Consider the following 19,153-nt stretch of genomic DNA (forward strand, 5'->3'; position numbering starts at 1 on the left):
CAGGCGGGCGCCTGCAACGACGTCAGCGCTGCGCGGTGCGCGCGACGACGAAGATGCGGCGGAACTCGAACCAGGTGGTGCCGTCGCTGCGCGGCGGATAGGCGCGGTCGAGCCGCGGCGCGAGCTCGCTGCGGAAGCGTTGCCAATCGGCGCCATTAAGCGCGGCCTGGATCGGTCGCAAGGCCGTGCCGCTGATCCATTCCAGCACTGCATCCGGGCCGGACAAGCGCTGGACGTAGGTGGTTTCCCAGGCATCGACTTCGCAGTCCTGCGTCGCCAGCAATTCGGCGTAGGCGCGCGGCGCATCGACCGCGCCGCCTTCGCGCAGCTCCACCGAGCCCAGCAGCGGCGCCCACGACGCGCTGGCCGCCAGCTCGCGCACCAAAGCGTGCGAGGGCGCATCGAAGTTGCCCGGCACCTGGATCGCCAACCACGCGCCGCCCGGCAGTTGACGCGCCCAACGTCGCAGCAACTCACGATGTTCGGGCACCCATTGCAGCACTGCGTTCGAGACCACCACGTCGGTGTCGGGCCGCGGCACCCAGTCGCGCACGTCGCGCAATTCGGCGGCGACGCCGGCGGCTTGCGCCGCCTGCACCATCTCCGGCGAGTTGTCGCTGGCTTCGAGCGCGGCCCTGGGCCAGCGTGCGGCCAAGGCACGGGTCAGATTGCCCGGGCCGCAGCCCAAGTCGACCACGCGGCGTGGGTGCTCGGCGCGCACGCGTTCGATCAGGTCGAAGAACGGCCGGCCGCGCAGATCGGCGAAGTCGAGGTATTTGTCGGGGTCCCACATGGCGAGCTCCGCGAACCGATGGTCGGTCTGTCTTGCTGGTCTTGCTTGTTCGTTTTGGGTGGTCCGCCTTCGTGCATGCGCGGCGCTGCGATCGGCCTGTGCGGTGGGCAGCTCGGCGTTGCAGTTCACGCTCAGCATTCCATCGCCGGCGTTAACGCGATGTTGAATCGTGTGGGCGATCACAACCCGAGCGTGAGCGACTAAGGCCTTCGGCAAGTCTATGAACGAACGGTCATAAACTTCGCCGCCGCATCGATTATGGTGCCGCGCACAGGGGGCTTCGTCCTGACCGGAGCCTTGCACCATGAGTACGAAACTTTCCGCGGACGCTACGACTCTGCCCTTGAGTTACTGGGCGTTGAACTATCGTCATGCGGCGTTCTATCGCGATGGCACCCGGTTCGAGGATTACGCACCGGCGATCTATCTCGGCATCACCGCGCAGATCGAGAATCCGGGCCTGGTCTTCGACGACGTGGTGCCCGAGCTGGAAGCGCGTTATCAGCAGATCTGTTCCGGATCGACGCTGTCCTGGTCGCAGGCCGCCTGTGCGGCGGAAGCGGCGTGGACGCGTGCGCGGATGATTTCCGGCGCGGCCCGCGCCGCGTTCGAATCCGAGCTCGCCCGGCGTCGCGCCGCCTGAGCCCGGCGATGCGCGCCCGCGGCCGTCGGCCCGGGCGCGCCGATTCTTTATTCGCTGCTTTTTCGCTCAGGCGCGCGCTTCGTACCAGCCCTTGCTGGCGTTGACGATCCGCACCACCGACAACATCACCGGCACTTCCACCAGCACGCCGACCACCGTCGCCAGCGCGGCGCCGGAGTGCACGCCGAACAGGCCGACCGCGGCAGCCACCGCCAGTTCGAAGAAATTGCTTGCGCCGATCAGCGCCGACGGGCCGGCGACGCTGTGCGCCACGCCCAACTTCCGATTGAGCAGATACGACAGGCCCGAAGTGAAATAGACCTGGATCAGGATCGGCACCGCCAGCATCGCGATGATCGCCGGCTGGGCCACGATCTGCCGGCCCTGGAAACCGAACAGCAGCACCAGCATCAGCAACAAGGCGGCCAGCGACAACGGCCCGAGACGATGCAGCAGCTTCTGCAAAGCCGCATCGCCGCCACGGCGCAGCACCGCCTTGCGCAGCAACACTGCGATCGCCACCGGCGCGACGATGTACAGCCCGACCGACAGCAGCAGGGTCGACCACGGCACCACGATCGACGACAGCCCCAGCAGCAGGCCGACGATCGGCGCGAACGCGACCACCATGATCAGATCGTTGAGCGCGACCTGGCTCAGGGTGAACTCCGGGTCGCCGTCGCACAGGTTGCTCCACACGAACACCATCGCCGTGCACGGTGCGGCTGCGAGCAGGATCAGGCCGGCGACGTAGGAATCGAGTTGCTCGACCGGCAGGCGGTCGGCGAAAGCGTGGCGGATGAAGAGCCACGCCAGCAGCGCCATCGAGAACGGTTTGACCGCCCAGTTCACGAACAGAGTCACGCCGATGCCGCGCCATTGCCGCCGCACCTGCGCCATCGCGGCGAAGTCGATCTTCAGCAGCATCGGCACGATCATCAGCCAGATCAGCGCCGCCACCGGCAGGTTGACCTTGGCGACCTCGGCCTCGCCGAGGGTCGCGAACAGGTCCGGCAGGGCGTAGCCGAGCGCGGTGCCGGCGACGATGCAGGCCAGCACCCACCAGGTCAGGTGGCGCTCGAACGCGCCCATGCGCTTGGACAACAGGGTCGGCGCGGCGGCTTGCGCGGCCGCGCTCATGCCTGCGCCTGCTTGGGGCTGGTGCAGCTGTCGGCCTGCGGATCGCAGCTGGCCGGCGCGCACTGCTGCGGCTGGCCGCCGCAGCAGTTGCGGGTCAGGAACTCGATCAGGCCGTTCATGGCGCCGAAGTCGGCCCGGTAGCAGATGTAGCGGCCCTGCGACTCGCCCTGGACCAGGCCGGCGGCGCTGAGTTCCTTGAGGTGGAAGGACAGGGTCGCGCCCGGCAGCGCCAGGGCCTCGGCGATCTCGCCGGCCATGCGCCCGGCCGGGCCGGCCTCGACCAGCAAACGGAAGATCGCCAGGCGGGTGGACTGGCCCAGGGCGGCGAGGGCGGTGGTGGCTTGATTGATTTCCATAATTCCAGAATAGTAGAAACAACAACCGACCTCAAGCCGAGCCGCCATGACCCACCTACCCAACCTCGTCAGTGCCGCCCTGGACCTGCCCGACCTCGGCAAACTCGCGCTCACCGGCGCGACCCACCCGCCGCGGATCCTGATCCTGTACGGCTCGCTGCGCCCGCAATCGTTCAGCCGCAAGGCCGCGCTGGAAGCCGAGCGCATCCTGCGCCACTTCGGCGCCGAGACCCGGGTGTTCGACCCGCACGATCTGCCGATCCTCGACAGCGTGAGCGCCGACCACCCCAAGGTGCGGCAACTGCGCGAGTGGTCGCTGTGGTCCGAGGGCCAGGTCTGGGTCAGCCCGGAGCGCCACGGCAGCCCGACCGCGGTGTTCAAGAACCAGATCGACTGGCTGCCGCTGGAAGAGGGCAGCGTGCGCCCGACCCAGGGCCGCACCCTCGCGGTCATGCAGGTCTGCGGCGGCTCGCAATCGTTCAACGTGGTCAACGCGCTGCGCGTGCTCGGCCGCTGGATGCGCATGATCACCATCCCGAACCAATCCTCGGTGCCGAAGGCCTGGCAGGAGTTCGACGAACAGGGGCGGATGAAACCCTCGCCGTATTACGATCGCATCGTCGACGTGATGGAAGAGCTGTTCAAGTTCACCCTGCTGGTGCGGGATCGCAGCGACTACCTCAGCAGCCGCTACAGCGAACGCAAGGGCGATCTCGCCGCGCAGGCGTTGGCGGTGGCTTCCGGCGCGGTAGCGCTGCCTGGGAGCGCCGCTGCGGACAGCGCCGCGAACGATGCCGCGACTGAGGCTGCGAACGAGGCCGAAGCCGATACGAACACCGCAATCCACCCCAGCGCCGCTGCGCGCACGCCGTCGGCGTGCTGCGGCAGTGCCTGCGCCTCCAACGAGAGCTGAGCCATGGACATCACCATCTACCACAACCCCGCCTGCGGCACCTCGCGCAATACCCTGGCCTTGATCCGCCACGCCGGGATCGAGCCGACCGTGATCGAGTACCTGCAGGACCCGCCGTCGCGAGCGGCCCTGGTCGAACTGATCGCCGCGGCCGGCCTCAGTGTCCGCGAGGCCATGCGCCAGAACGTCGCGCCCTATGTCGAGCGCGGCCTCGACGATACGACGCTGTCGGACGATGCCCTGATCGAAGCGATGCTGCGCGATCCGATCCTGATCAATCGTCCCTTCGTGGTCAGCCCGCTCGGCGTGCGCCTGTGCCGTCCGTCCGAACTCGTGCTCGACCTGCTGCCCCCGATCACCCGGCCTTTCAGCAAGGAAGACGGCGAAGTCGTGATCGATGCCGATGGGCGCCGGGTGTCGTAGCCTCGCAGGCTGATCGGTCAAGATATGTTCGAACCTCCGCCTACCCGGAAACCACGATGACGCCCGCCATACGCCCGCTCGCCGCCGACGAAACCGCCGCCGTGCGCACCTTGTTGCTCGACAGCGGCCTGCCGGTCGACGATCTGGCCAGCGCCGCGATCGAATTCCGCGTCGCGGTCGACGAAAACCAAGCGATGCTCGGCGTGGTCGGCATCGAGGTCTTTGACGAGGCCGGCCTGCTGCGCTCCCTCGCGGTCGAGCCGCGGGCCCGCCATCGCGGCATCGGCCACGCCCTGGCTTCGTCGCTGGAAGCCGATGCGCGTGCGCGCGGCTTGCGCCAACTGGTGCTGCTGACCCAGACCGCCGAAGCCTTCTTCGCCCGCCGCGGCTACACCGTCATCGACCGGGCCGCCGCCCCGGCCGGCCTCCAGCGCAGCGCGGAATTCCGCTCGCTGTGCCCGGCCTCGGCGGTGTGCATGCGTTTGCTGCTGGAGCCGGCGCGGGTTGGTTGACGCCATGCGTCGGTACCGCGCTGCCGGCAGGACCGTATATGCCCTCGCACCGGCGTCCGCATCCTGCCGCGGACCGCGTTAATCGAATGGGGCAGAACTGGAGACGGATCTCGGATATGGCGGGTTTGGAGCTATTGGAATCGCCGCGGGCTGCGGCGGTGAGCGGGCCTTTGGCAGAAACGTCGGTGTTGCAGCAGCCATCGGCCGATGACGGATCGGCGCTTGGCGGACCGGCGCTCGGATCGGAAGCGGCCGGCGCCGAAGTAACGGCGCTATTGCAGCGTTGGGGCGCGGGCGATGCCAAGGCGCTCGATGCTTTGCTGCCCTTGGTCTACGCCGATCTGCGCGGGATCGCGCGACGCGAGCTGTATGGCCATCGCGGTCACGACACTTTGCAGCCGACGGCGTTGGTCAACGATGTGTTCGTGCGTCTGCTCGGCAGCGATCGGCCGCAGTGTCTGGGCAGCCGCGCGCACCTGTTCAATACCGCGGCGCGGATCATGCGGCAGTTGTTGGTCGACCGCGCCCGGCGCGCAGCGTGCGACAAGCACGGTGGCGCCTGGAGGCGCGACGATTTCGCCTGCGCGCTCGATCTGCCGATCCCGGAGCGCACTTTGCTGCCGGAACTCGATGCGGCCTTGGACGAGTTGGCCAAGTTGGACGAGCGCATGGCCAAGGTCGTCGAACTGCGCTATTTCACCGGGCTCAGCGTGGCCGAAGTCGCGCGTTTGCTCGAGGTCGAGGAGCGCACGGTCTATCGCGATTGGGCTGCGGCCCGCGCCTGGCTGCGCGACCGTCTGTCCGAGTGATGGCAGGTTGAGGCGGCGCTTCGCGTTGTCTTTTGCGACCCGAGCCAGAGCTTCCGCATGACCTCCAACGAATCGTCGTTCGAACGCCGCGCCCTGCAGTTGTTCCGTGGGGTGCTCGACGCCTCACCCGCGGAACGCGAGCGCTTGCTCGGGCAGGCCTGCGCGGGCGACGAGGCGCTGCAGGCTCGTGTGCGGGCGCTGCTGGCGCAGGTCGAGGAGTCGCAAGCCGGTTTCGATCCGGGTGCGGCATCGCCGCAAGGCGACGCGACGGGATTGCAGATCGGGCCCTACCGATTGCTCGAGCGGATCGGCCGTGGCGGCATGGGCGAGGTGTTCCGCGCCGCGCGCTGCGACGGCGCGTACGAGCGCGAGGTCGCGCTGAAACGCATCTGGAGCGGTTTTGCGCCGCTGGGGACGGCGCCGTCGACCGAACGTTTCCTACGCGAACGGCAGGCGCTGGCACGGCTGCAGCACACGGGCATCGCCCAGTTGTACGACGGTGGCGTCACCGAGGCCGGTCAGCCGTGGTTCGCGATGGAGCTCGTTCGCGGCGAACCGATCACCCGCTGGTGCGCGGCGCGCGCGGCGACGATCGAGCATCGGGTCGAACTCATGCAGCAGGTTTGCGCGGCGGTCGACTTCGCCCACCGCGCCTTGATCGTGCATCGCGACCTCAAGCCGGCGAACGTGCTGGTCGACGAGGCCGGCCAGGCCAAGCTGCTCGACTTCGGTATCGCCAAATGGCTCGACGAGGCCGATCCCAACCAGGACCCAGCCCAGACCCAGACCCTGGCGATGACGCCGGCCTGGGCCGCGCCGGAGCAGCGCGAGGGCCGCGCGGTCACCACCGCGACCGATGTCTATCAACTGGGCATGCTGCTGCGGGTGTTGCTGTCCGACGATCTGCCGGCGCTCGGGCAGGCGCCGACGCGGCTCGCGGCTGCCTACGAGGCGCTGTGCAGGCGGGATGCCACGGCGGCGCAGCGGATCGCGCACGAGCGGGCGACCACGCCGGAACGGTTGCTGGCGCGCTTGCGCGGCGATCTCGACTGCATCGTGGCCCAAGCGACCGCGCAGGCGCCGCCGCAGCGCTATCGCAGCGCCGCGGCCCTGGCCGACGACCTGCAACGCTGGTTGGAGAAGCGCCCGGTGCACGCGCGCGGCGACGACCGTGCCTATCGGTGGCGGCGCGCGGCGCAGCGGCACTGGCCGGCCTTGACCACCGCGGTGGCAGCGCTGGTCCTGGCCAGCGGCATGGCCTTCTATCACTTCGCCCGGCTCGGCGACGAACTGCAACGTACCCGCGTCGCTCGCGACGAGGCCACCGCGGCGCAGGCCAAGGCCGAGGCGCAGCGCGGCCAGGCCGAGGCGACCGCCGAGTACTTCGTGGATCTGTTCAAACAGGCGCGGCCGCGCGAGACCACCAGCGGCGAAGTCTCGGCGCGGGCCCTGATGGCGGCCAGCCTCGACGAGTTGTTGGCCGATCGTAAGCGCGACCCGCTGGTGCGTGCCTCGTTGTTGGCCGCGAATGCGCGCGCGTCGGCTTATCTAGGCCGCGACCGGGATGCCGACCGGGCCGCGGCGGCGGCCATCGCGTTGTGGCAGGCGCATCCGCAGGCGGATCGGGAAACCCTGGCCAAGACCCGGTTGCTCAGGGCCGGGTATCTGCACCATCTGCAACGGCCGGAAGAAGCGCAGCGCGAATTGGATCAAGCCATTGCGCTGGCCGCGCGCATCGCGCCGCGCGATCCCGACCTGCGGACCAGCCTGCAACTGTGGCGCGCCAACCTGGCCGGCGAGCGCGAAGACGCCGCGACGATACGCGACGCCTACGAGCAGGTGCTGCGCTTGACCGAGCATTCGCTGCAGCGCAGCTTGGCCTGTCGTTCGCACTACGCCGGGCTAGGCAACCTGGCCATGCTCGATATCGACGAGGGTCGTCCGGCCGATGCCGAACGGCGTCTGCGCCGCGCGCTGGCCATGATCGGCCCCTGCGGCATCCGCGACCAGGCCGACGGTCTCATACTGCGCCGCGTCCTTGCCGTCGCCTTGATCGATCAGGCGCGGTTGGGCGAAGCGCGAACCCTGATGGCTACCGCGCTCGAAGAGTCGCGTGCGCATTTCGGCGCGACCGATTCGTTCCTCGCCCACGCCTTGTTCGTGCAGGCCTTGCTCGAAGTAATCGAGCGGCGGCCGGCGGCGGCGCAGAAGCTGCTGGCCGAGGTCGCGCGTATCGACGATGCGATGCTGCCGCCTGCCAGCCCGATGCGCTATTCCCGCACCGGGCTGGGGGCGCTCTCGCTGATTGCACAGGCCGATCATGTCGCCGCCGACAAAAGCGCAATGGATGCCGCGCTGCGCGGTGCGGTGAAGGCGCTGCGACCGATCGTCCACGCCGACGGTAGCGCGTTGCGCTCGGGTTCGCTCAACGAGCGCGCCAGCGGGCGTTTCCACGCTCTGGCACTGGCCTATGCGCAATGCCGGCTCGATGCGTCGAGCAGCAACCGCGAGGCCTTCATGGTGGCGCTTGCTGCCGCCGGCACCATGCGCCCATGGCGTACCCGTATCAGCCGAGACTGGGGCCAGCGCTGCGGCGTGTGAGGACGAGGCGCCCGGGTGCACCGGGCGATCGATTCGGCATCGTCGTCCGGATGCCCCGCTGACCGCGCTGCAGGCGTAGGCCTGCCGGGTCTATCCCTTGCGCCATTCCCACCCGGCGCAGGTGCGGCCGGACCGCGCCCGGTGGAAGTGCGGCGGGCGAGACCGCGCCGTCCCGATGCGGCGATGGGTCGGGCGACAACCGCCATGTCAGGTTCCGCAGCCTCCTCTCGTACCCCTGTATGCCACCCACGTGGCATCCCTCGCTCAGGTATCGGGTCGTAACGGACTGCGACGACGCAACGGCAACGCATTCGCATCGAACACCGCTGCCTTCCATCAGGAGTTTCACCATGCAACTCATCTTCCATCGCAAACCGGGGCGGCGCCTGCCGCTGCTGTCGACCGCGCTCGGCGCGCTGTCGCTCGCTTTCGCCGCGACCGCAATACCTGCTACGGCAGCGACCGCAGCCGGCCCGGCGTCGGTCGTGCAAGGCCGCACCAACACGCTTGCCTCGTTCAGCCCGACCGTCTATTCCGACGGCCTGCAGCGCCAGTACCTGGTCAAGAACGGCCGCGTCTACAAGCGCACCGAACCCAACTGGAACACCTGGGAGAACATCACCGCGGCCTTCAATACCGTTCGGCAGGGCATCGGCGAGATCACCGCGTTCGACGTCGAGCTGTACCGCGACGGCCTGCACCGGCAGTTCCTGACCCGCGGCGGCCATGTCTACCGGCGCATCCAGACCGGCGTCGACCAGTGGGGCGCCTGGGAAAACATCGATGCGGCGTTCCCGGGTACGGGCAGCGCGCCGATCAGCTCGTTCTCGGTGGCGGTGTACGCCGATGGCCTGCAGCGCCAGTTCGTGGTGCGCGGCGGGCAGGTGTTCCGCCGCACCCAGACCGCGAGCGGCGGCTGGCCGGCGTGGGAAGACATCACCTCGGTGTTCTCGGGTGTCGGCGGTTCCGAGTCGACCATCACCGCCTTCCACGTGGCGCTCTACAGCGACGGCAAGCTGCGCCAGTTCCTGACCCGCGGCGACCTGGTCTACCGGCGCACCGAGCCGAACTGGAACACTTGGGAAGACGTTTCCTCGCTCTTCGATGGCGTCGGCCGCTCCAGCGACCCGCGCGTCGACGAGCCGATCCATAAGCGGGTGATGGTGATCGAATTCAATCCGACCATCCGGAGCATGAACCATCAGCGCCTGAGCCAGGCGAAAGGCTGGTACGACCCGCGGGTGCTGGAGCAGCAGTACATCCAGTTCCTCGAACAGGCCAGCAGCCAGGTGGTGCAGTACTCCATCGCCGAGCACGTATTCGTCGATGCGTTCACGCCGCGCACGCAGAACCCGATCTATGACGAAGCTACCTATCTGGGGTGTCTGGCCGACGAGCCCGACACCTGTCCGCTGGAGAACGACTTCGACTACGTCAGCGTGCTGCGCCAGTACGGCGTGTGCGAGAAGGCCAACGCCGGCGAGATCGACGAGCTGTGGCTGTGGGGCGGGCCGTACTTCGGCTACTTCGAAGCCAATATGGCCGGGCCCGGCGCGTTCCCGACCAACGGCGATCCGATTCCCGTCGAGCTCACCACCTGCGAGGTCAAGCTCAACATCATGGGCTTCAACTACGAGCGCGAGCCGGAGCGGATGCTGGAAGATATGGGGCATCGCGTCGAAGGCACGATGAAATACCGCTTCGGCCGTTGGGCGAACACTCCGCCGGACCCGCCGCCGGCGGTGTTCCCGCCCGATGCCAACCTGCTCGAACGCTTCACCGCGCGCGGCTTCGATGCCACCACTGCGGCCTGCGGCAATATCCACGGCAGCCTCAACGCCCCGCAGTACGATCCGGGCAATCGCTGGGGCTACGACTTCACCAACGGCCATTACGAGTACAACACCTGCGACGACTGGGAGAACTATCCGAACCTGAGCCCCGGCGCGACCACGCTCAACAACTGCACCAAATGGGGCGGGCCGCGTTGCACCTTCCCGGACGGCTACCGCACCGCCGACCGAGGCTGGCATCTGTACTGGCTCGGCAAGGTGCCGAATTTTGTCGGCCGCCACTTCAACGTGCTGAACAACTGGTGGTGGTACGTGATGGACTGGGACGCGGCGGCGCCATAGGCGCGGCACTTGGGTGCGACATCGAAGCGACGGGCGGGGCGAGAGCCTCGCCCGTTCTTCGTTACGGCAGTCGCCATCGCTTGCGCAAGCTTCAATCCGTCGATCGGTCGAGCAGCGCCGCCAGCTTCTTCGGCGCCAGCACGCAATAGCTCTCGGTCAACAGATCGGCGACTTCGTCCCAGTCGGTCGCGCCGTCGAGGGTCATGCCGACGATGTTGGGAAACCACACCGGCCGGAAGAACGGCGCACGTTTGAAGCGCGGCGCATCGGCGCGCGGCAACGGCAAACGGAAGGTCAGCACCGTCGCCGGCCCTTGCGTGCCCGCGGCCTGCACATAGGCCGGCGGCCAAGCTGCGGCGATCGTCAGCACGTGGGCGAAGTTCTTCTTGCCGATCATCCAGCGCGTGCCGACCCAGGCCCGCTCTTCATGGGCCTCGGGCAGGCCGAGGCAGATCGAAGAGAGTCGGGCGACGATATCGGCAGAGACGTCGGGGTGGTCGGCCATGGCTCGGTCCAGCGCGGCGGAGGCGGATCGGAGTGTGCCAGTTCCGCCGCAAAGCCGGCCACCTACCGCGCCTTCAGCCGTAAACGATCGCCACGACCCCGTTCGGGTTGGAGATCTGGTCCACCATCACCCCGGTGACCTTGCCCTCGTAGAACACCTCGCGCAGCGGCGCGTGGTTGCGGTCGTCGAAACCGGACGCAATACCCCTGCTTTGGGCGTAGTACTGGCAGTACATGGGCGGCGGATCATCGTTCTTGCGCTGCGTGGTCACGGCGATGTAGAAGCCTTCCATCGATTTGTAGCCCACGCCGCCGAACACGGTGAAACCGACGCAGTCGTAGTTCTTCTTGTCGACCGGGTTCATGATCGACTTGGCCGCCGGTATCTTGGCCGACAGCGGCAGCAGGTTGGCTATGCCGTTCGGGCCGAAATGGAAGTCGATGTTTTCCAGGTCGGTGGAGGCGGTGTTGAACAGCAGGCCCTGCAGGTGCAGCGTGATGTCGAACAGCTCGATCAGATCCAGCACCAAGTTGTAGAGGCTGATGCCGATGCCGATCTCGGTCGATGCCGCGCCAGCGATGCCTTCGATCAGGTCGGTGGCGAAACTGTTGCCCGGGTCGTTGGGGTTGCTGGGGATGTCGGGCAGGGTGAATTCCCGGGTCGAGATGATGCCGGTCGCATCCTGGTAAGCCCGCAGCAGGGCCATCATGTCCGCGTGCGGATGCAGTCCTCTCTTGAACGCCTGGTGCGCTGCGGTCATGTTGGTGAGGAAGGTCGTCACCGCGCCGGGCGCGGTGTGCGGATTCTTCAAGCCTTCGCTCAGTGCCTTGAAGGCCGCGCTGTCCTTTCGGACCCAGGTGACGTGCGAGTACTGGCAATCCGGATAGCTCATGGTCGTGTCCTTCTGGGTGATGGCAGGGCGAGGCGAAGCGCTCGACGCGTTGCGCGCGAGCGCTGCGGCTGACGGAGTCGGATCTGAACCTTGTCGCCGCGCGCATCAGAGGCGTCCTCGCGCGGTAGCCCGGCCTTCGTCGCCCCGGATAAACGCTCCCCAACGTTTCCAACAGGCAGGCAGCACGGCTTCGTGCGGGTTAACGGGGCGGGCCGGAGCGAGCGGCCAATCGGGCCATGCTCCGAGCGCGGCTGCACCGGAATGGGCCTGCCTCGCTACGCCTATCGCGGCTCTTGCCAACGCCGCCGCCGCTTTGCACTAGTATGGTGCAATGCCCTCCGATCCCCTGCCCGCGCCGGACCCCAGCCTCGACAGCCTGACCACGCCGATGGCCTGGAGCGACGCGGCCGGGGCGATCGTCGGCTGCAATACCGCGTTCTCGCGCTGGTTCGGGATCGGGGCGCGGCGCCTGCTGGGCTGGACCCTGGCCGGGCTGGATGCCGGCGACGGCCGTTTGGCCCTGGCCCTGACCCGTCAGGGCGGCGACGAGGCGCCGCTGCGGATGCGGCGCATGCGCCTGCGTTATGCCGACGGCGAGGATCGCTTCGCCGACCTGTGGCTGAGCCGCCGCGACGACGGCGGCTGGCTGCTCGAGGCGCACCCGGTCGATGAGTTTCCGGGCGACGACCCGGCGCTGCTGCTGCCGTCGGCGCTGTCGGCGTCGTTGAAGGGGCTGGCGCACGAACTGCGCAATCCTCTGGCCGGGCTCAAAGGCGCTTCGCAGTTGCTGGCGCGCCGGGCCGAGGACAGCGAATCGCGCGAGTTGATCGAGCTGATCGACAGCGAAGTCGAACGCCTGACCGAACTGGTCGACCGCCTGCTGACCCCGGCGCCGCCGCGGCCGCATGCCTTGCTCAACATCCATGCCGTGCTCGAACGCGTGCTGCGCCTGGCCGAAGCCGATGCCGGCTGGGCGGTGCGGTTGGTGCGCGACTACGACCCCAGCCTGCCCGAGTTCGCCGGCGATGCCGACCGCCTGATGCAGGCGGTGTGGAACCTGGTGCGCAACGCGATCGAGGCCAAGGCGACCCACGTCAATCTGCGCACCCGCATCGAACGCGGGGTGCGCATCGCCGACACCGTGCATCCGATCGCGCTGCGCCTGGAGATCATCGACGACGGCCACGGCGTGCCCGACGAACTGGCCGAGCAGTTGTTCCTGCCGCTGGTGTCGGGCCGCGCCGAAGGCAGCGGCCTGGGCCTGGCGCTGGCCCAGCAAGTCTCGCGCGAGCACCGCGGTTCGCTGGCCTACCGTTCGCGCCCGGGCCATACCGTATTCACGCTGTTGTTGCCGATGCAGATCGAAGCCGAAGAGGAGGCGACATGAGCGCTGCACGCATCTGGGTCGTCGACGACGATCGTTCGGTCCGCTTCGTCCTGTCGACGGCCTTGCGCCAGGCCGGCTACGACGTGGACGGGTTCGAGAACGCCGGCGATGCGCTCGATGCATTGGAACAACGCGGCGTGCCCGATCTGTTGTTCACCGATGTGCGCATGCCCGGCGACGGCGGCCTGGTGTTGCTGGAGAAGCTCAAGGCGCGCGCGCCGTCGTTGCCGGTGGTGGTAATGAGCGCCTACACCGATGTCGCCAGCACCGCCGGTGCGTTTCGCGGCGGCGCCCAGGAATTCCTGTCCAAGCCCTTCGACCTCGACGATGCGGTGGCCCTGGCCGCGCGCACGTTGGCGGCGAGCGAGCCGCAGGAGCAGGCCAGCGTGGTCGCCGACGGCGCTGCCGACGACAGCCTGATCGGCGACACGCCGGCGATGCTGACCTTGTTCCGCGCGATCGGCCGCCTGGCCCAGGCGCCGTTGTCGGTGCTGATCACCGGCGAGACCGGCACCGGCAAGGAATTGGTCGCGCGCGCGCTGCACCGCGAGTCGCCGCGTGCGGCGCGGCCGTTCGTCGCGCTCAACACCGCGGCGATCCCGGCCGAGTTGCTCGAAAGCGAGTTGTTCGGCCACGAGGCCGGCGCTTTCACCGGTGCGCAGCGCCGCCATGTCGGACGCTTCGAGCAGGCCCATGGCGGCAGTCTGTTTCTCGACGAAATCGGCGATATGCCCTTGCCCTTGCAGACGCGCTTGCTGCGCGTGCTGGCCGAGGGCGAATTCTTCCGTGTCGGCGGGCGCGAGCTGATCCGCGTCGACGTGCGGGTGATCGCCGCGACGCATCAGGACTTGGAGACCTTGGTCGCACAGGGGCGCTTCCGTGCAGACCTGTTGCACCGCCTCGACGTGGTGCGGCTGCGCTTGCCGCCCTTGCGCGAGCGTCGCGCCGACGTGCCGCAACTGGCCGAGCGCTTCCTGGCGTCGGCGGCGGTACGTTTCGCCGCGCCGGCCAAGCGGCTGTCCAAGCCGGCGTTGGAGCGCTTGATGGCGCACGACTGGCCCGGCAACGTGCGCGAGCTCGAGAACGTGTGCTGGCGCTTGGCGGCCTTGGCGCCCGGCGAGAGCATCACCCGGCAGGACATGGACGACGTGCTCGGTGTGTCGGCGCAGACGGCCGCCAGCGCTACCGAATGGGAGGCGCAGTTGTCGAGTTGGGCGCGCGCGCAACTCGCCGAAGGCCGCGCCAACCTGCACGCCGATGCGCGCGAGCGTTTCGACCGCGCCTTGCTGGAAGCCGCGCTCGAACACACCGGCGGGCGGCGCACCGAAGCGGCGACGCGGCTCGGCCTGGGGCGCAATACCTTGACGCGCAAACTGGGGCCCGGGCGTCGCGGCGGTTAGGGACCGGGTTTTCGCTTCCGTTCCAGACGGTGTCGGGCCTGCAAGGCGGCGATGCGTCGCGCTTGCGTGCGCACGAACATGCCGTGGTTGGCGGAATGCGATCGCGGGCCGCGCCCGCGCGATATTCATGCCCATAATCGCTCATGCCCCTGGCGATGCCGGCGGTGCGGCGGCGCGTTTCACTCGCGCTGAACCTGCGCCGGGCTAGCGTCGAATCACCTTCTACCGTGCGCCGTCGCCGGCGCCGACGACAGGAGTCCCGCATGAACCCGATCCTTCGCAGCGTATCCATCGCCACCGCCGTGCTCGCGCTCGTCGCCTGCGGCGGACAGACGACGCGGCCGACGCCGCCCAAGCCCGTGGGCCCCAAGCCGGTGTCCACGGCGCAGGCCGGGCAGGTCATCCTCGCTTCGGCCTCGGGCAGCCTGGTCAGCGGCAAGCTGGCGTTGCGGCCGATGGGCGACGGCGTGCATTTCACCGGCGAGATCGGCGGCCTCATGCCGAACAGCTCGCATGCGATCCACGTCCACGAGAAAGGCGACTGCAGCGCGGCCGATGCCAGCAGCGCCGGCGGCCACTTCAATCCGGTCGGCCAGCCGCACGGGCAGGTCGATCACGGCCCCCACCATGCCGGCGACATGAACAACATCGTCGCCGATGCCGAAGGCGTGGCCAAGGTCGACGTGCATGCCAGCGGCGTGACCCTCGGCGGCGGCGCCATGAACGATGTCGGCGGCCGCGCGGTCATCGTGCACGCCTCGGCCGACGATTACCGCAGCCAGCCGGCCGGCAATGCCGGCGCGCGCCTGGCTTGCGGCGTAATCAAGATCCTGCGCTGACCCCAGCGCCGCGAAGGCGAAGCATGGCGCCCCAGGTGGGCGCCGTCGCTTTATCCTGTGCGCTCTGCCCTTGCGAAGCTCCGTCATGACCCGCCTGCGTATCCGCGATGCCGTTCCGACCGACCGCGACCTGATCGCCGAGTGGATGATCGCGATGGCCTGGGAGACCGAGCACAAGCGCCTCGATCCGGATACCGTGCACGCCGGGGTCGCCAACGGCCTGGCCGACGCGGCCAAGGCGCGTTACTTCATCGCCATGCGCGAAGCCGATGTCGGCGGCCACGAAACCATCGCGGTGCCGGCCGGCACCCTGATGCTGACCCACGAGTGGAGCGACTGGCGCAACGGCGACTGGTGGTGGATCCAGAGCGTCTACGTGGCCCAGGAGCATCGCCGCCAGGGCGTCTACAACGCTTTGCACAGCCACGTCGCCGCGCTCGCCCAGGCGACCCCGGGCGTGGTCGGCCTGCGGCTGTATGTCGAACGCGCGAATGCCAATGCCCAGCAGACCTATGCGGCGATGGGCATGGTCGATGCGGGCTATGACATCTACGAACAGCACACCTGATGCGGTGGTGAGCGTGGGGCCTGTTTGCCTGCGTTCGTGCAGCAAGAGCAAATCCCCCACGTCCGCTGCGCGGCCGTTCGCCCCCTTCGCAAAGGGGGCAACAGCGAAAGCTGCGTCGGTAACGGCAGGTCTGTCCTGGTGGCGGTGTGGTAGTCATCGCCCTCCCCAGCGCCGATGGCGATGCCGTCGAACCGCCCCGCGCTGCTTTGCGCGACCACCGATTCGCTCCCCCCTTTGAAGAAGGGGGGCAGGGGGGATTTGCTCTTCGTGCGGCGGTGAGGCGCTGCATCCGTGCCGCGGTCTTCTCGCGGCCGCACTTGGAGCAAGAGCAGTCCCCCACGTCCGCTGCGCGGCCGTTCGCCCCTTTTCAAAGGGGGCAACAACGGATGCGGCTATCCGTGGTTCAAAGCTGGTTGGCTTCGCTCTCGCCGTCGCAATGCACGAACGTCACCGGCACCGCGTGGGCGCCCAGTACGGCCGAGATCTGCCGCAGCCGCGCTTCGAAATGCTGATAGCGGCGATTGAGCTTGTCGCGGCATTCGTCGGTGTTGCACGGCGCTTCGGGCGCATAGCGCGCATGCCAGGCGGCCGGCGAGAACAGGGCGATGCGCGCCTCGCCTTCGCTGTAGTGGATCAGCGGTTCCGGACGGGCGTCCAGCCATTCCTCGCCGTCGGGCTGGAGTAGGGCGGTTTCGAGCAGCGGCCACAGCGGGCCGAGGCCGGCGTGTTCGTACTGCATGGCCATCATCGCGGCCAGGTCGTGCACGGTCAGGTAGCGGGCGTGCTCGACCTGCAGGCCGAACGCGGCCTGCGCCGCCAGCGCGGTGCCGGCGCCGGCCATGCCGCGCTCGAGCAGGCTGGATTCGAGGATCTCGCCGACGCGGGCGACGACGTCGGCCTCGCCGCTGAGGACGAACGGCACCAGCCGCAGCGGACCGCCAGCGAAGTCGGGCGAGGGCGCCAGGGCGCCGGGCAGGCGTTCGTCGTGGGCGCCGAAGGCGATCACCCGCGCGGCCGAGGCGGCGGCGCGGTCGCGTGGCGCGTTGGCGGCCAGTTGGTCGAGTTCGCGGTGCAAGGGCCAGCCCGGGCGCAGCAGTTCGACCGGGTCGTAGTGCGCGCCGACAGTGATCAGGTCCAGGCCGCCGGCTTCGGCGGCGAACGTAGCCAGGTCGCGCGCGATCTTCTCCGACAGCGCCCCGGCATCCTGGAGCGGCAGGGCATTGCGGTCGACCGCGGCGTCGCCCTTGAGCTCCAGCGCGAGAGCGCCGAGGACGTGCAGGGGCGCGGACGGAGCGCTGGCGGGAGAGCTGGCTGAGGTCATGATTACCGAGGATACGCTGGCGTTTGGTAGAGCGCGTGTGCAGCGCTACACTGGGCGCCATTATGCCCGCTCCGCTGCGGCGGGTCGGTTCGAAACTCCCTGTGAGGTGTACCGATGCGTCAAAACCGTCCCGTCGCCGTGCTCGGTGGCGTGCGTATTCCGTTCTGCCGCCAGAACACCGCCTATGCGGATGTCGGCAACCTCGGCATGTCGGTGCGTACCCTCGGCGCGTTGGTCGAAAAGTTCGGCTTGCACGGGCAGCAGCTCGGCGAAGTGGCGATGGGCGCGGTCATCAAGCACAGCGGCGACTGGAACCTCGGTCGCGAGGCGGCGCTGTCGTCGGGGCTGTCGCCGCTGACGCCCGGCATCACCCTGCAGCGCGCCTGCGGCACCTCGCTGGACTCGATCATCACCGTCGCCAACAAGATCGCCCTGGGACAGATCGACGTCGGCATCGGCGGCGGTTCCGACACCACCTCGGACGTGCCGATCGTCTATGGCAAGAGCCTGCGCCGGCGTCTGCTGGAAGCCGCGCGCGCGCGCAGCACCAAGGAAAAGCTGGCCGCGTTCAAGGGCTTCAGCCTGCGCGAACTCAAGCCCGAGTTCCCCGGCGTGGCCGAGCCGCGCACCGGCAAGAGCATGGGCGAGCACTGCGAGGACATGGCCAAGCAGTGGAACATCTCGCGCGATTCGCAGGACGAGTGGGCGCTGTCCTCGCACCAGAAGCTCGCCGCCGCCTACGAGCGCGGCTTCTTCGAAGACCTGGTGGTGAGCTTCCGCGGCGTGTCGCGCGACAATAACCTGCGCGCCGACAGCAGCCTGGAAAAGCTCGCGACCCTGAAGCCGGCGTTCGACAAGACCTCCGGCCGCGGCACGCTGACCGCAGCGAATTCCACGCCGCTGACCGATGGTGCGGCGGCCTGTCTGCTGGCGTCAGAAGAGTGGGCGCAGGCGCATAACCACGAAGTGCTGTGCTACCTGCGCGACGCGCAGGTCGCCGCGGTCGATTTCGTTCACGGCGAGGGCCTGCTGATGGCCCCGACCGTGGCCGTGCCGGAGATGCTCAAGCGCAACGGCCTGAGCCTGCAGGATTTCGACTTCTACGAGATCCACGAAGCCTTCGCCGCCCAGGTGCTGTGCACCCTGCGCGCCTGGGAGAGCGAGGACTACTGCAAGACCCGCCTCGGCCTGGACGCGCCGTTGGGCCGGATCGACCCGGCCAAGATCAACCCCAACGGTTCCTCGCTGGCGGCGGGTCACCCGTTCGCCGCGACCGGTGCACGCGTGGTCGCCACGGCCGCCAAGGAGCTCAAACAGCGCGGCGGCGGCCGCTGCCTGATTTCGATCTGCACCGCCGGTGGGATGGGCGTGGTGGCGATTCTGGAGCGTTGATGGGGTGGGCTGCTGCCTGCGGCCCCTCGCCCTAATCCTTCCCGACTTTGCATGTCCTTCTGTCGTCGGCAGAGGGGCTGTGATTTTCTTTGCCGCTCTGCCGCTCTGCCGCTCTGCCGCTCTGCCGCTCTGCCGCTCTGCCGCTCTGCCGCTTTTTGCTTTGTCGCTTTGCCGGTCAACCGTAGACCCGAAGGGCGGCCCGCATGGATGCGGGCCGTTTTTCATCGGGACAAGGATGTCCCGTATGAAAAAAGCCCTGCGTCGGCATCGAGCGCGCGGGCCCTTGATTCAAAGAAAAGCATTTTTCTTTGGTTACCTTTGACCGAAGGGAATCCAGACGGACTTTTGTTGCTTATGACAAAAGAAAGTAACCCGCCGCTTTAGTGGCGGAAGCTTTTGGCGTTTGATCTGGATTTTGATTCTGATCTTGCTTCAGTGATACGCAGCAAGACCGAAACAGCGTGGTCGCGGCTTGCGCCGCTCCTACCCTGGGCTCCACTCAGAAACGACTAGATATTGAGACG

At 68.2% G+C, this 19,153-nt stretch carries 18 protein-coding genes; 12 read left to right on the forward strand and 6 right to left on the reverse strand.

Translation table 11 applies throughout. From position 1 onward, the window contains the following. Window positions 1–22: 22 nt before the first annotated feature. Window positions 23–793 (reverse strand): trans-aconitate 2-methyltransferase, encoded by a 771-nt coding sequence (locus ACTJJK_RS00670; protein WP_031372096.1) that lies wholly within the window; start codon window positions 791–793, stop codon window positions 23–25. A gap of 304 nt (window positions 794–1,097) precedes the next feature. Between ACTJJK_RS00670 and ACTJJK_RS00675 the strand changes: the two genes are divergently transcribed. Beyond that, window positions 1,098–1,436 carry a hypothetical protein gene (locus ACTJJK_RS00675; RefSeq protein WP_152566224.1) on the forward strand — a complete coding sequence of 113 codons (339 nt, stop codon included), beginning with the start codon at window positions 1,098–1,100 and terminating at the stop codon, window positions 1,434–1,436. Window positions 1,437–1,502: 66 nt separating this feature from the next. On the opposite strand, the gene arsB is transcribed toward ACTJJK_RS00675, so the two are convergent. After that, complete coding sequence (gene arsB / locus ACTJJK_RS00680; RefSeq protein WP_031372097.1) at window positions 1,503–2,528, reverse strand: ACR3 family arsenite efflux transporter; 1,026 nt, start codon at window positions 2,526–2,528, stop codon at window positions 1,503–1,505. Window positions 2,529–2,572: 44 nt separating this feature from the next. Further along, entirely contained in the window at window positions 2,573–2,932 is a 360-nt protein-coding gene (locus ACTJJK_RS00685) for an ArsR/SmtB family transcription factor (RefSeq protein WP_440729194.1), read from the reverse strand. 46 nt (window positions 2,933–2,978) lie between these two features. Between ACTJJK_RS00685 and arsH the strand changes: the two genes are divergently transcribed. The 6 genes from arsH (at window position 2,979) to ACTJJK_RS00715 (ending at window position 10,325) form a co-directional block, all read left to right on the forward strand. Beyond that, complete coding sequence (gene arsH, locus ACTJJK_RS00690; RefSeq protein WP_440729195.1) at window positions 2,979–3,845, forward strand: arsenical resistance protein ArsH; 867 nt, start codon at window positions 2,979–2,981, stop codon at window positions 3,843–3,845. 3 nt (window positions 3,846–3,848) lie between these two features. Further along, window positions 3,849–4,268, forward strand: a complete 420-nt coding sequence (gene arsC, locus ACTJJK_RS00695) for an arsenate reductase (glutaredoxin) (protein WP_031372100.1) — start codon at window positions 3,849–3,851, stop codon at window positions 4,266–4,268. A 56-nt stretch (window positions 4,269–4,324) separates the two neighbouring features. Then, window positions 4,325–4,780 (forward strand): arsenic resistance N-acetyltransferase ArsN2, encoded by a 456-nt coding sequence (gene arsN2, locus ACTJJK_RS00700; protein WP_440729196.1) that lies wholly within the window; start codon window positions 4,325–4,327, stop codon window positions 4,778–4,780. Window positions 4,781–4,896: 116 nt separating this feature from the next. Next, window positions 4,897–5,589 carry an ECF-type sigma factor gene (locus tag ACTJJK_RS00705; protein WP_440729241.1) on the forward strand — a complete coding sequence of 231 codons (693 nt, stop codon included), beginning with the start codon at window positions 4,897–4,899 and terminating at the stop codon, window positions 5,587–5,589. 57 nt (window positions 5,590–5,646) lie between these two features. After that, window positions 5,647–8,190, forward strand: coding sequence for a protein kinase domain-containing protein (locus ACTJJK_RS00710; protein ID WP_440729197.1), 2,544 nt, complete (start codon window positions 5,647–5,649; stop codon window positions 8,188–8,190). Window positions 8,191–8,540: 350 nt separating this feature from the next. Further along, entirely contained in the window at window positions 8,541–10,325 is a 1,785-nt protein-coding gene (locus tag ACTJJK_RS00715) for a hypothetical protein (protein WP_440729198.1), read from the forward strand. A gap of 91 nt (window positions 10,326–10,416) precedes the next feature. Here ACTJJK_RS00715 and ACTJJK_RS00720 read toward each other — a convergent pair whose 3' ends face one another. Together ACTJJK_RS00720 and ACTJJK_RS00725 are read right to left on the reverse strand one after the other, a co-directional pair. Further along, the gene (locus ACTJJK_RS00720; protein WP_440729199.1) at window positions 10,417–10,830 is read right to left on the reverse strand and encodes a hypothetical protein; all 414 of its coding nucleotides are present in this window, start codon (window positions 10,828–10,830) and stop codon (window positions 10,417–10,419) included. Between the two features lie 73 nt (window positions 10,831–10,903). Beyond that, window positions 10,904–11,722 (reverse strand): hypothetical protein, encoded by an 819-nt coding sequence (locus ACTJJK_RS00725; RefSeq protein ID WP_440729200.1) that lies wholly within the window; start codon window positions 11,720–11,722, stop codon window positions 10,904–10,906. Between the two features lie 331 nt (window positions 11,723–12,053). On the opposite strand from ACTJJK_RS00725, the gene ACTJJK_RS00730 reads away from it, so the two are divergent. From ACTJJK_RS00730 to ACTJJK_RS00745, 4 genes are all read left to right on the forward strand, one after another. Beyond that, window positions 12,054–13,109, forward strand: coding sequence for a two-component system sensor histidine kinase NtrB (locus ACTJJK_RS00730; RefSeq protein WP_440729201.1), 1,056 nt, complete (start codon window positions 12,054–12,056; stop codon window positions 13,107–13,109). Beyond that, window positions 13,106–14,509, forward strand: a complete 1,404-nt coding sequence (gene ntrC / locus ACTJJK_RS00735; RefSeq protein ID WP_440729202.1) for a nitrogen regulation protein NR(I) — start codon at window positions 13,106–13,108, stop codon at window positions 14,507–14,509. Before ACTJJK_RS00730 ends, ntrC begins: the two co-directional genes overlap by 4 nt. Window positions 14,510–14,772: 263 nt before the next feature. Then, entirely contained in the window at window positions 14,773–15,348 is a 576-nt protein-coding gene (locus ACTJJK_RS00740; protein WP_440729203.1) for a superoxide dismutase family protein, read from the forward strand. A gap of 85 nt (window positions 15,349–15,433) precedes the next feature. After that, on the forward strand, window positions 15,434–15,916 hold the full coding sequence (locus tag ACTJJK_RS00745; RefSeq protein WP_031372110.1) for a GNAT family N-acetyltransferase: 483 nt from the start codon (window positions 15,434–15,436) through the stop codon (window positions 15,914–15,916). A 403-nt stretch (window positions 15,917–16,319) separates the two neighbouring features. Here ACTJJK_RS00745 and ACTJJK_RS00750 read toward each other — a convergent pair whose 3' ends face one another. Then, complete coding sequence (locus ACTJJK_RS00750; protein WP_223621567.1) at window positions 16,320–17,237, reverse strand: hypothetical protein; 918 nt, start codon at window positions 17,235–17,237, stop codon at window positions 16,320–16,322. Window positions 17,238–17,351: 114 nt separating this feature from the next. Between ACTJJK_RS00750 and ACTJJK_RS00755 the strand changes: the two genes are divergently transcribed. Further along, window positions 17,352–18,629, forward strand: coding sequence for an acetyl-CoA C-acetyltransferase (locus tag ACTJJK_RS00755; protein ID WP_440729204.1), 1,278 nt, complete (start codon window positions 17,352–17,354; stop codon window positions 18,627–18,629). Window positions 18,630–19,153 lie beyond the last annotated feature (524 nt).

This window comes from Lysobacter sp. 22409 (assembly GCF_052045105.1).
Taxonomy (GTDB): Bacteria; Pseudomonadota; Gammaproteobacteria; order Xanthomonadales; family Xanthomonadaceae; genus Lysobacter; species Lysobacter antibioticus_B.

What these genes read in the sequence shown, in the direction of transcription:
- arsN2 (WP_440729196.1), top strand. Translation starts at nt 4,325, where the DNA reads ATGACGCCCGCCATACGCCCGCTCGCCGCCGACGAAACCGCCGCCGTG.
- ACTJJK_RS00675 (WP_152566224.1), top strand. Translation starts at nt 1,098, where the DNA reads ATGAGTACGAAACTTTCCGCGGACGCTACGACTCTGCCCTTGAGTTAC.
- ACTJJK_RS00705 (WP_440729241.1), top strand. Translation starts at nt 4,897, where the DNA reads ATGGCGGGTTTGGAGCTATTGGAATCGCCGCGGGCTGCGGCGGTGAGC.
- ACTJJK_RS00685 (WP_440729194.1), bottom strand. Translation starts at nt 2,932, where the DNA reads ATGGAAATCAATCAAGCCACCACCGCCCTCGCCGCCCTGGGCCAGTCC.
- ACTJJK_RS00755 (WP_440729204.1), top strand. Translation starts at nt 17,352, where the DNA reads ATGCGTCAAAACCGTCCCGTCGCCGTGCTCGGTGGCGTGCGTATTCCG.
- ACTJJK_RS00740 (WP_440729203.1), top strand. Translation starts at nt 14,773, where the DNA reads ATGAACCCGATCCTTCGCAGCGTATCCATCGCCACCGCCGTGCTCGCG.
- ACTJJK_RS00670 (WP_031372096.1), bottom strand. Translation starts at nt 793, where the DNA reads ATGTGGGACCCCGACAAATACCTCGACTTCGCCGATCTGCGCGGCCGG.
- ACTJJK_RS00710 (WP_440729197.1), top strand. Translation starts at nt 5,647, where the DNA reads ATGACCTCCAACGAATCGTCGTTCGAACGCCGCGCCCTGCAGTTGTTC.
- arsC (WP_031372100.1), top strand. Translation starts at nt 3,849, where the DNA reads ATGGACATCACCATCTACCACAACCCCGCCTGCGGCACCTCGCGCAAT.
- ACTJJK_RS00745 (WP_031372110.1), top strand. Translation starts at nt 15,434, where the DNA reads ATGACCCGCCTGCGTATCCGCGATGCCGTTCCGACCGACCGCGACCTG.
- arsB (WP_031372097.1), bottom strand. Translation starts at nt 2,528, where the DNA reads ATGGGCGCGTTCGAGCGCCACCTGACCTGGTGGGTGCTGGCCTGCATC.
- ACTJJK_RS00750 (WP_223621567.1), bottom strand. Translation starts at nt 17,237, where the DNA reads ATGACCTCAGCCAGCTCTCCCGCCAGCGCTCCGTCCGCGCCCCTGCAC.
- ACTJJK_RS00720 (WP_440729199.1), bottom strand. Translation starts at nt 10,830, where the DNA reads ATGGCCGACCACCCCGACGTCTCTGCCGATATCGTCGCCCGACTCTCT.
- ACTJJK_RS00730 (WP_440729201.1), top strand. Translation starts at nt 12,054, where the DNA reads ATGCCCTCCGATCCCCTGCCCGCGCCGGACCCCAGCCTCGACAGCCTG.
- ntrC (WP_440729202.1), top strand. Translation starts at nt 13,106, where the DNA reads ATGAGCGCTGCACGCATCTGGGTCGTCGACGACGATCGTTCGGTCCGC.
- ACTJJK_RS00715 (WP_440729198.1), top strand. Translation starts at nt 8,541, where the DNA reads ATGCAACTCATCTTCCATCGCAAACCGGGGCGGCGCCTGCCGCTGCTG.
- arsH (WP_440729195.1), top strand. Translation starts at nt 2,979, where the DNA reads ATGACCCACCTACCCAACCTCGTCAGTGCCGCCCTGGACCTGCCCGAC.
- ACTJJK_RS00725 (WP_440729200.1), bottom strand. Translation starts at nt 11,722, where the DNA reads ATGAGCTATCCGGATTGCCAGTACTCGCACGTCACCTGGGTCCGAAAG.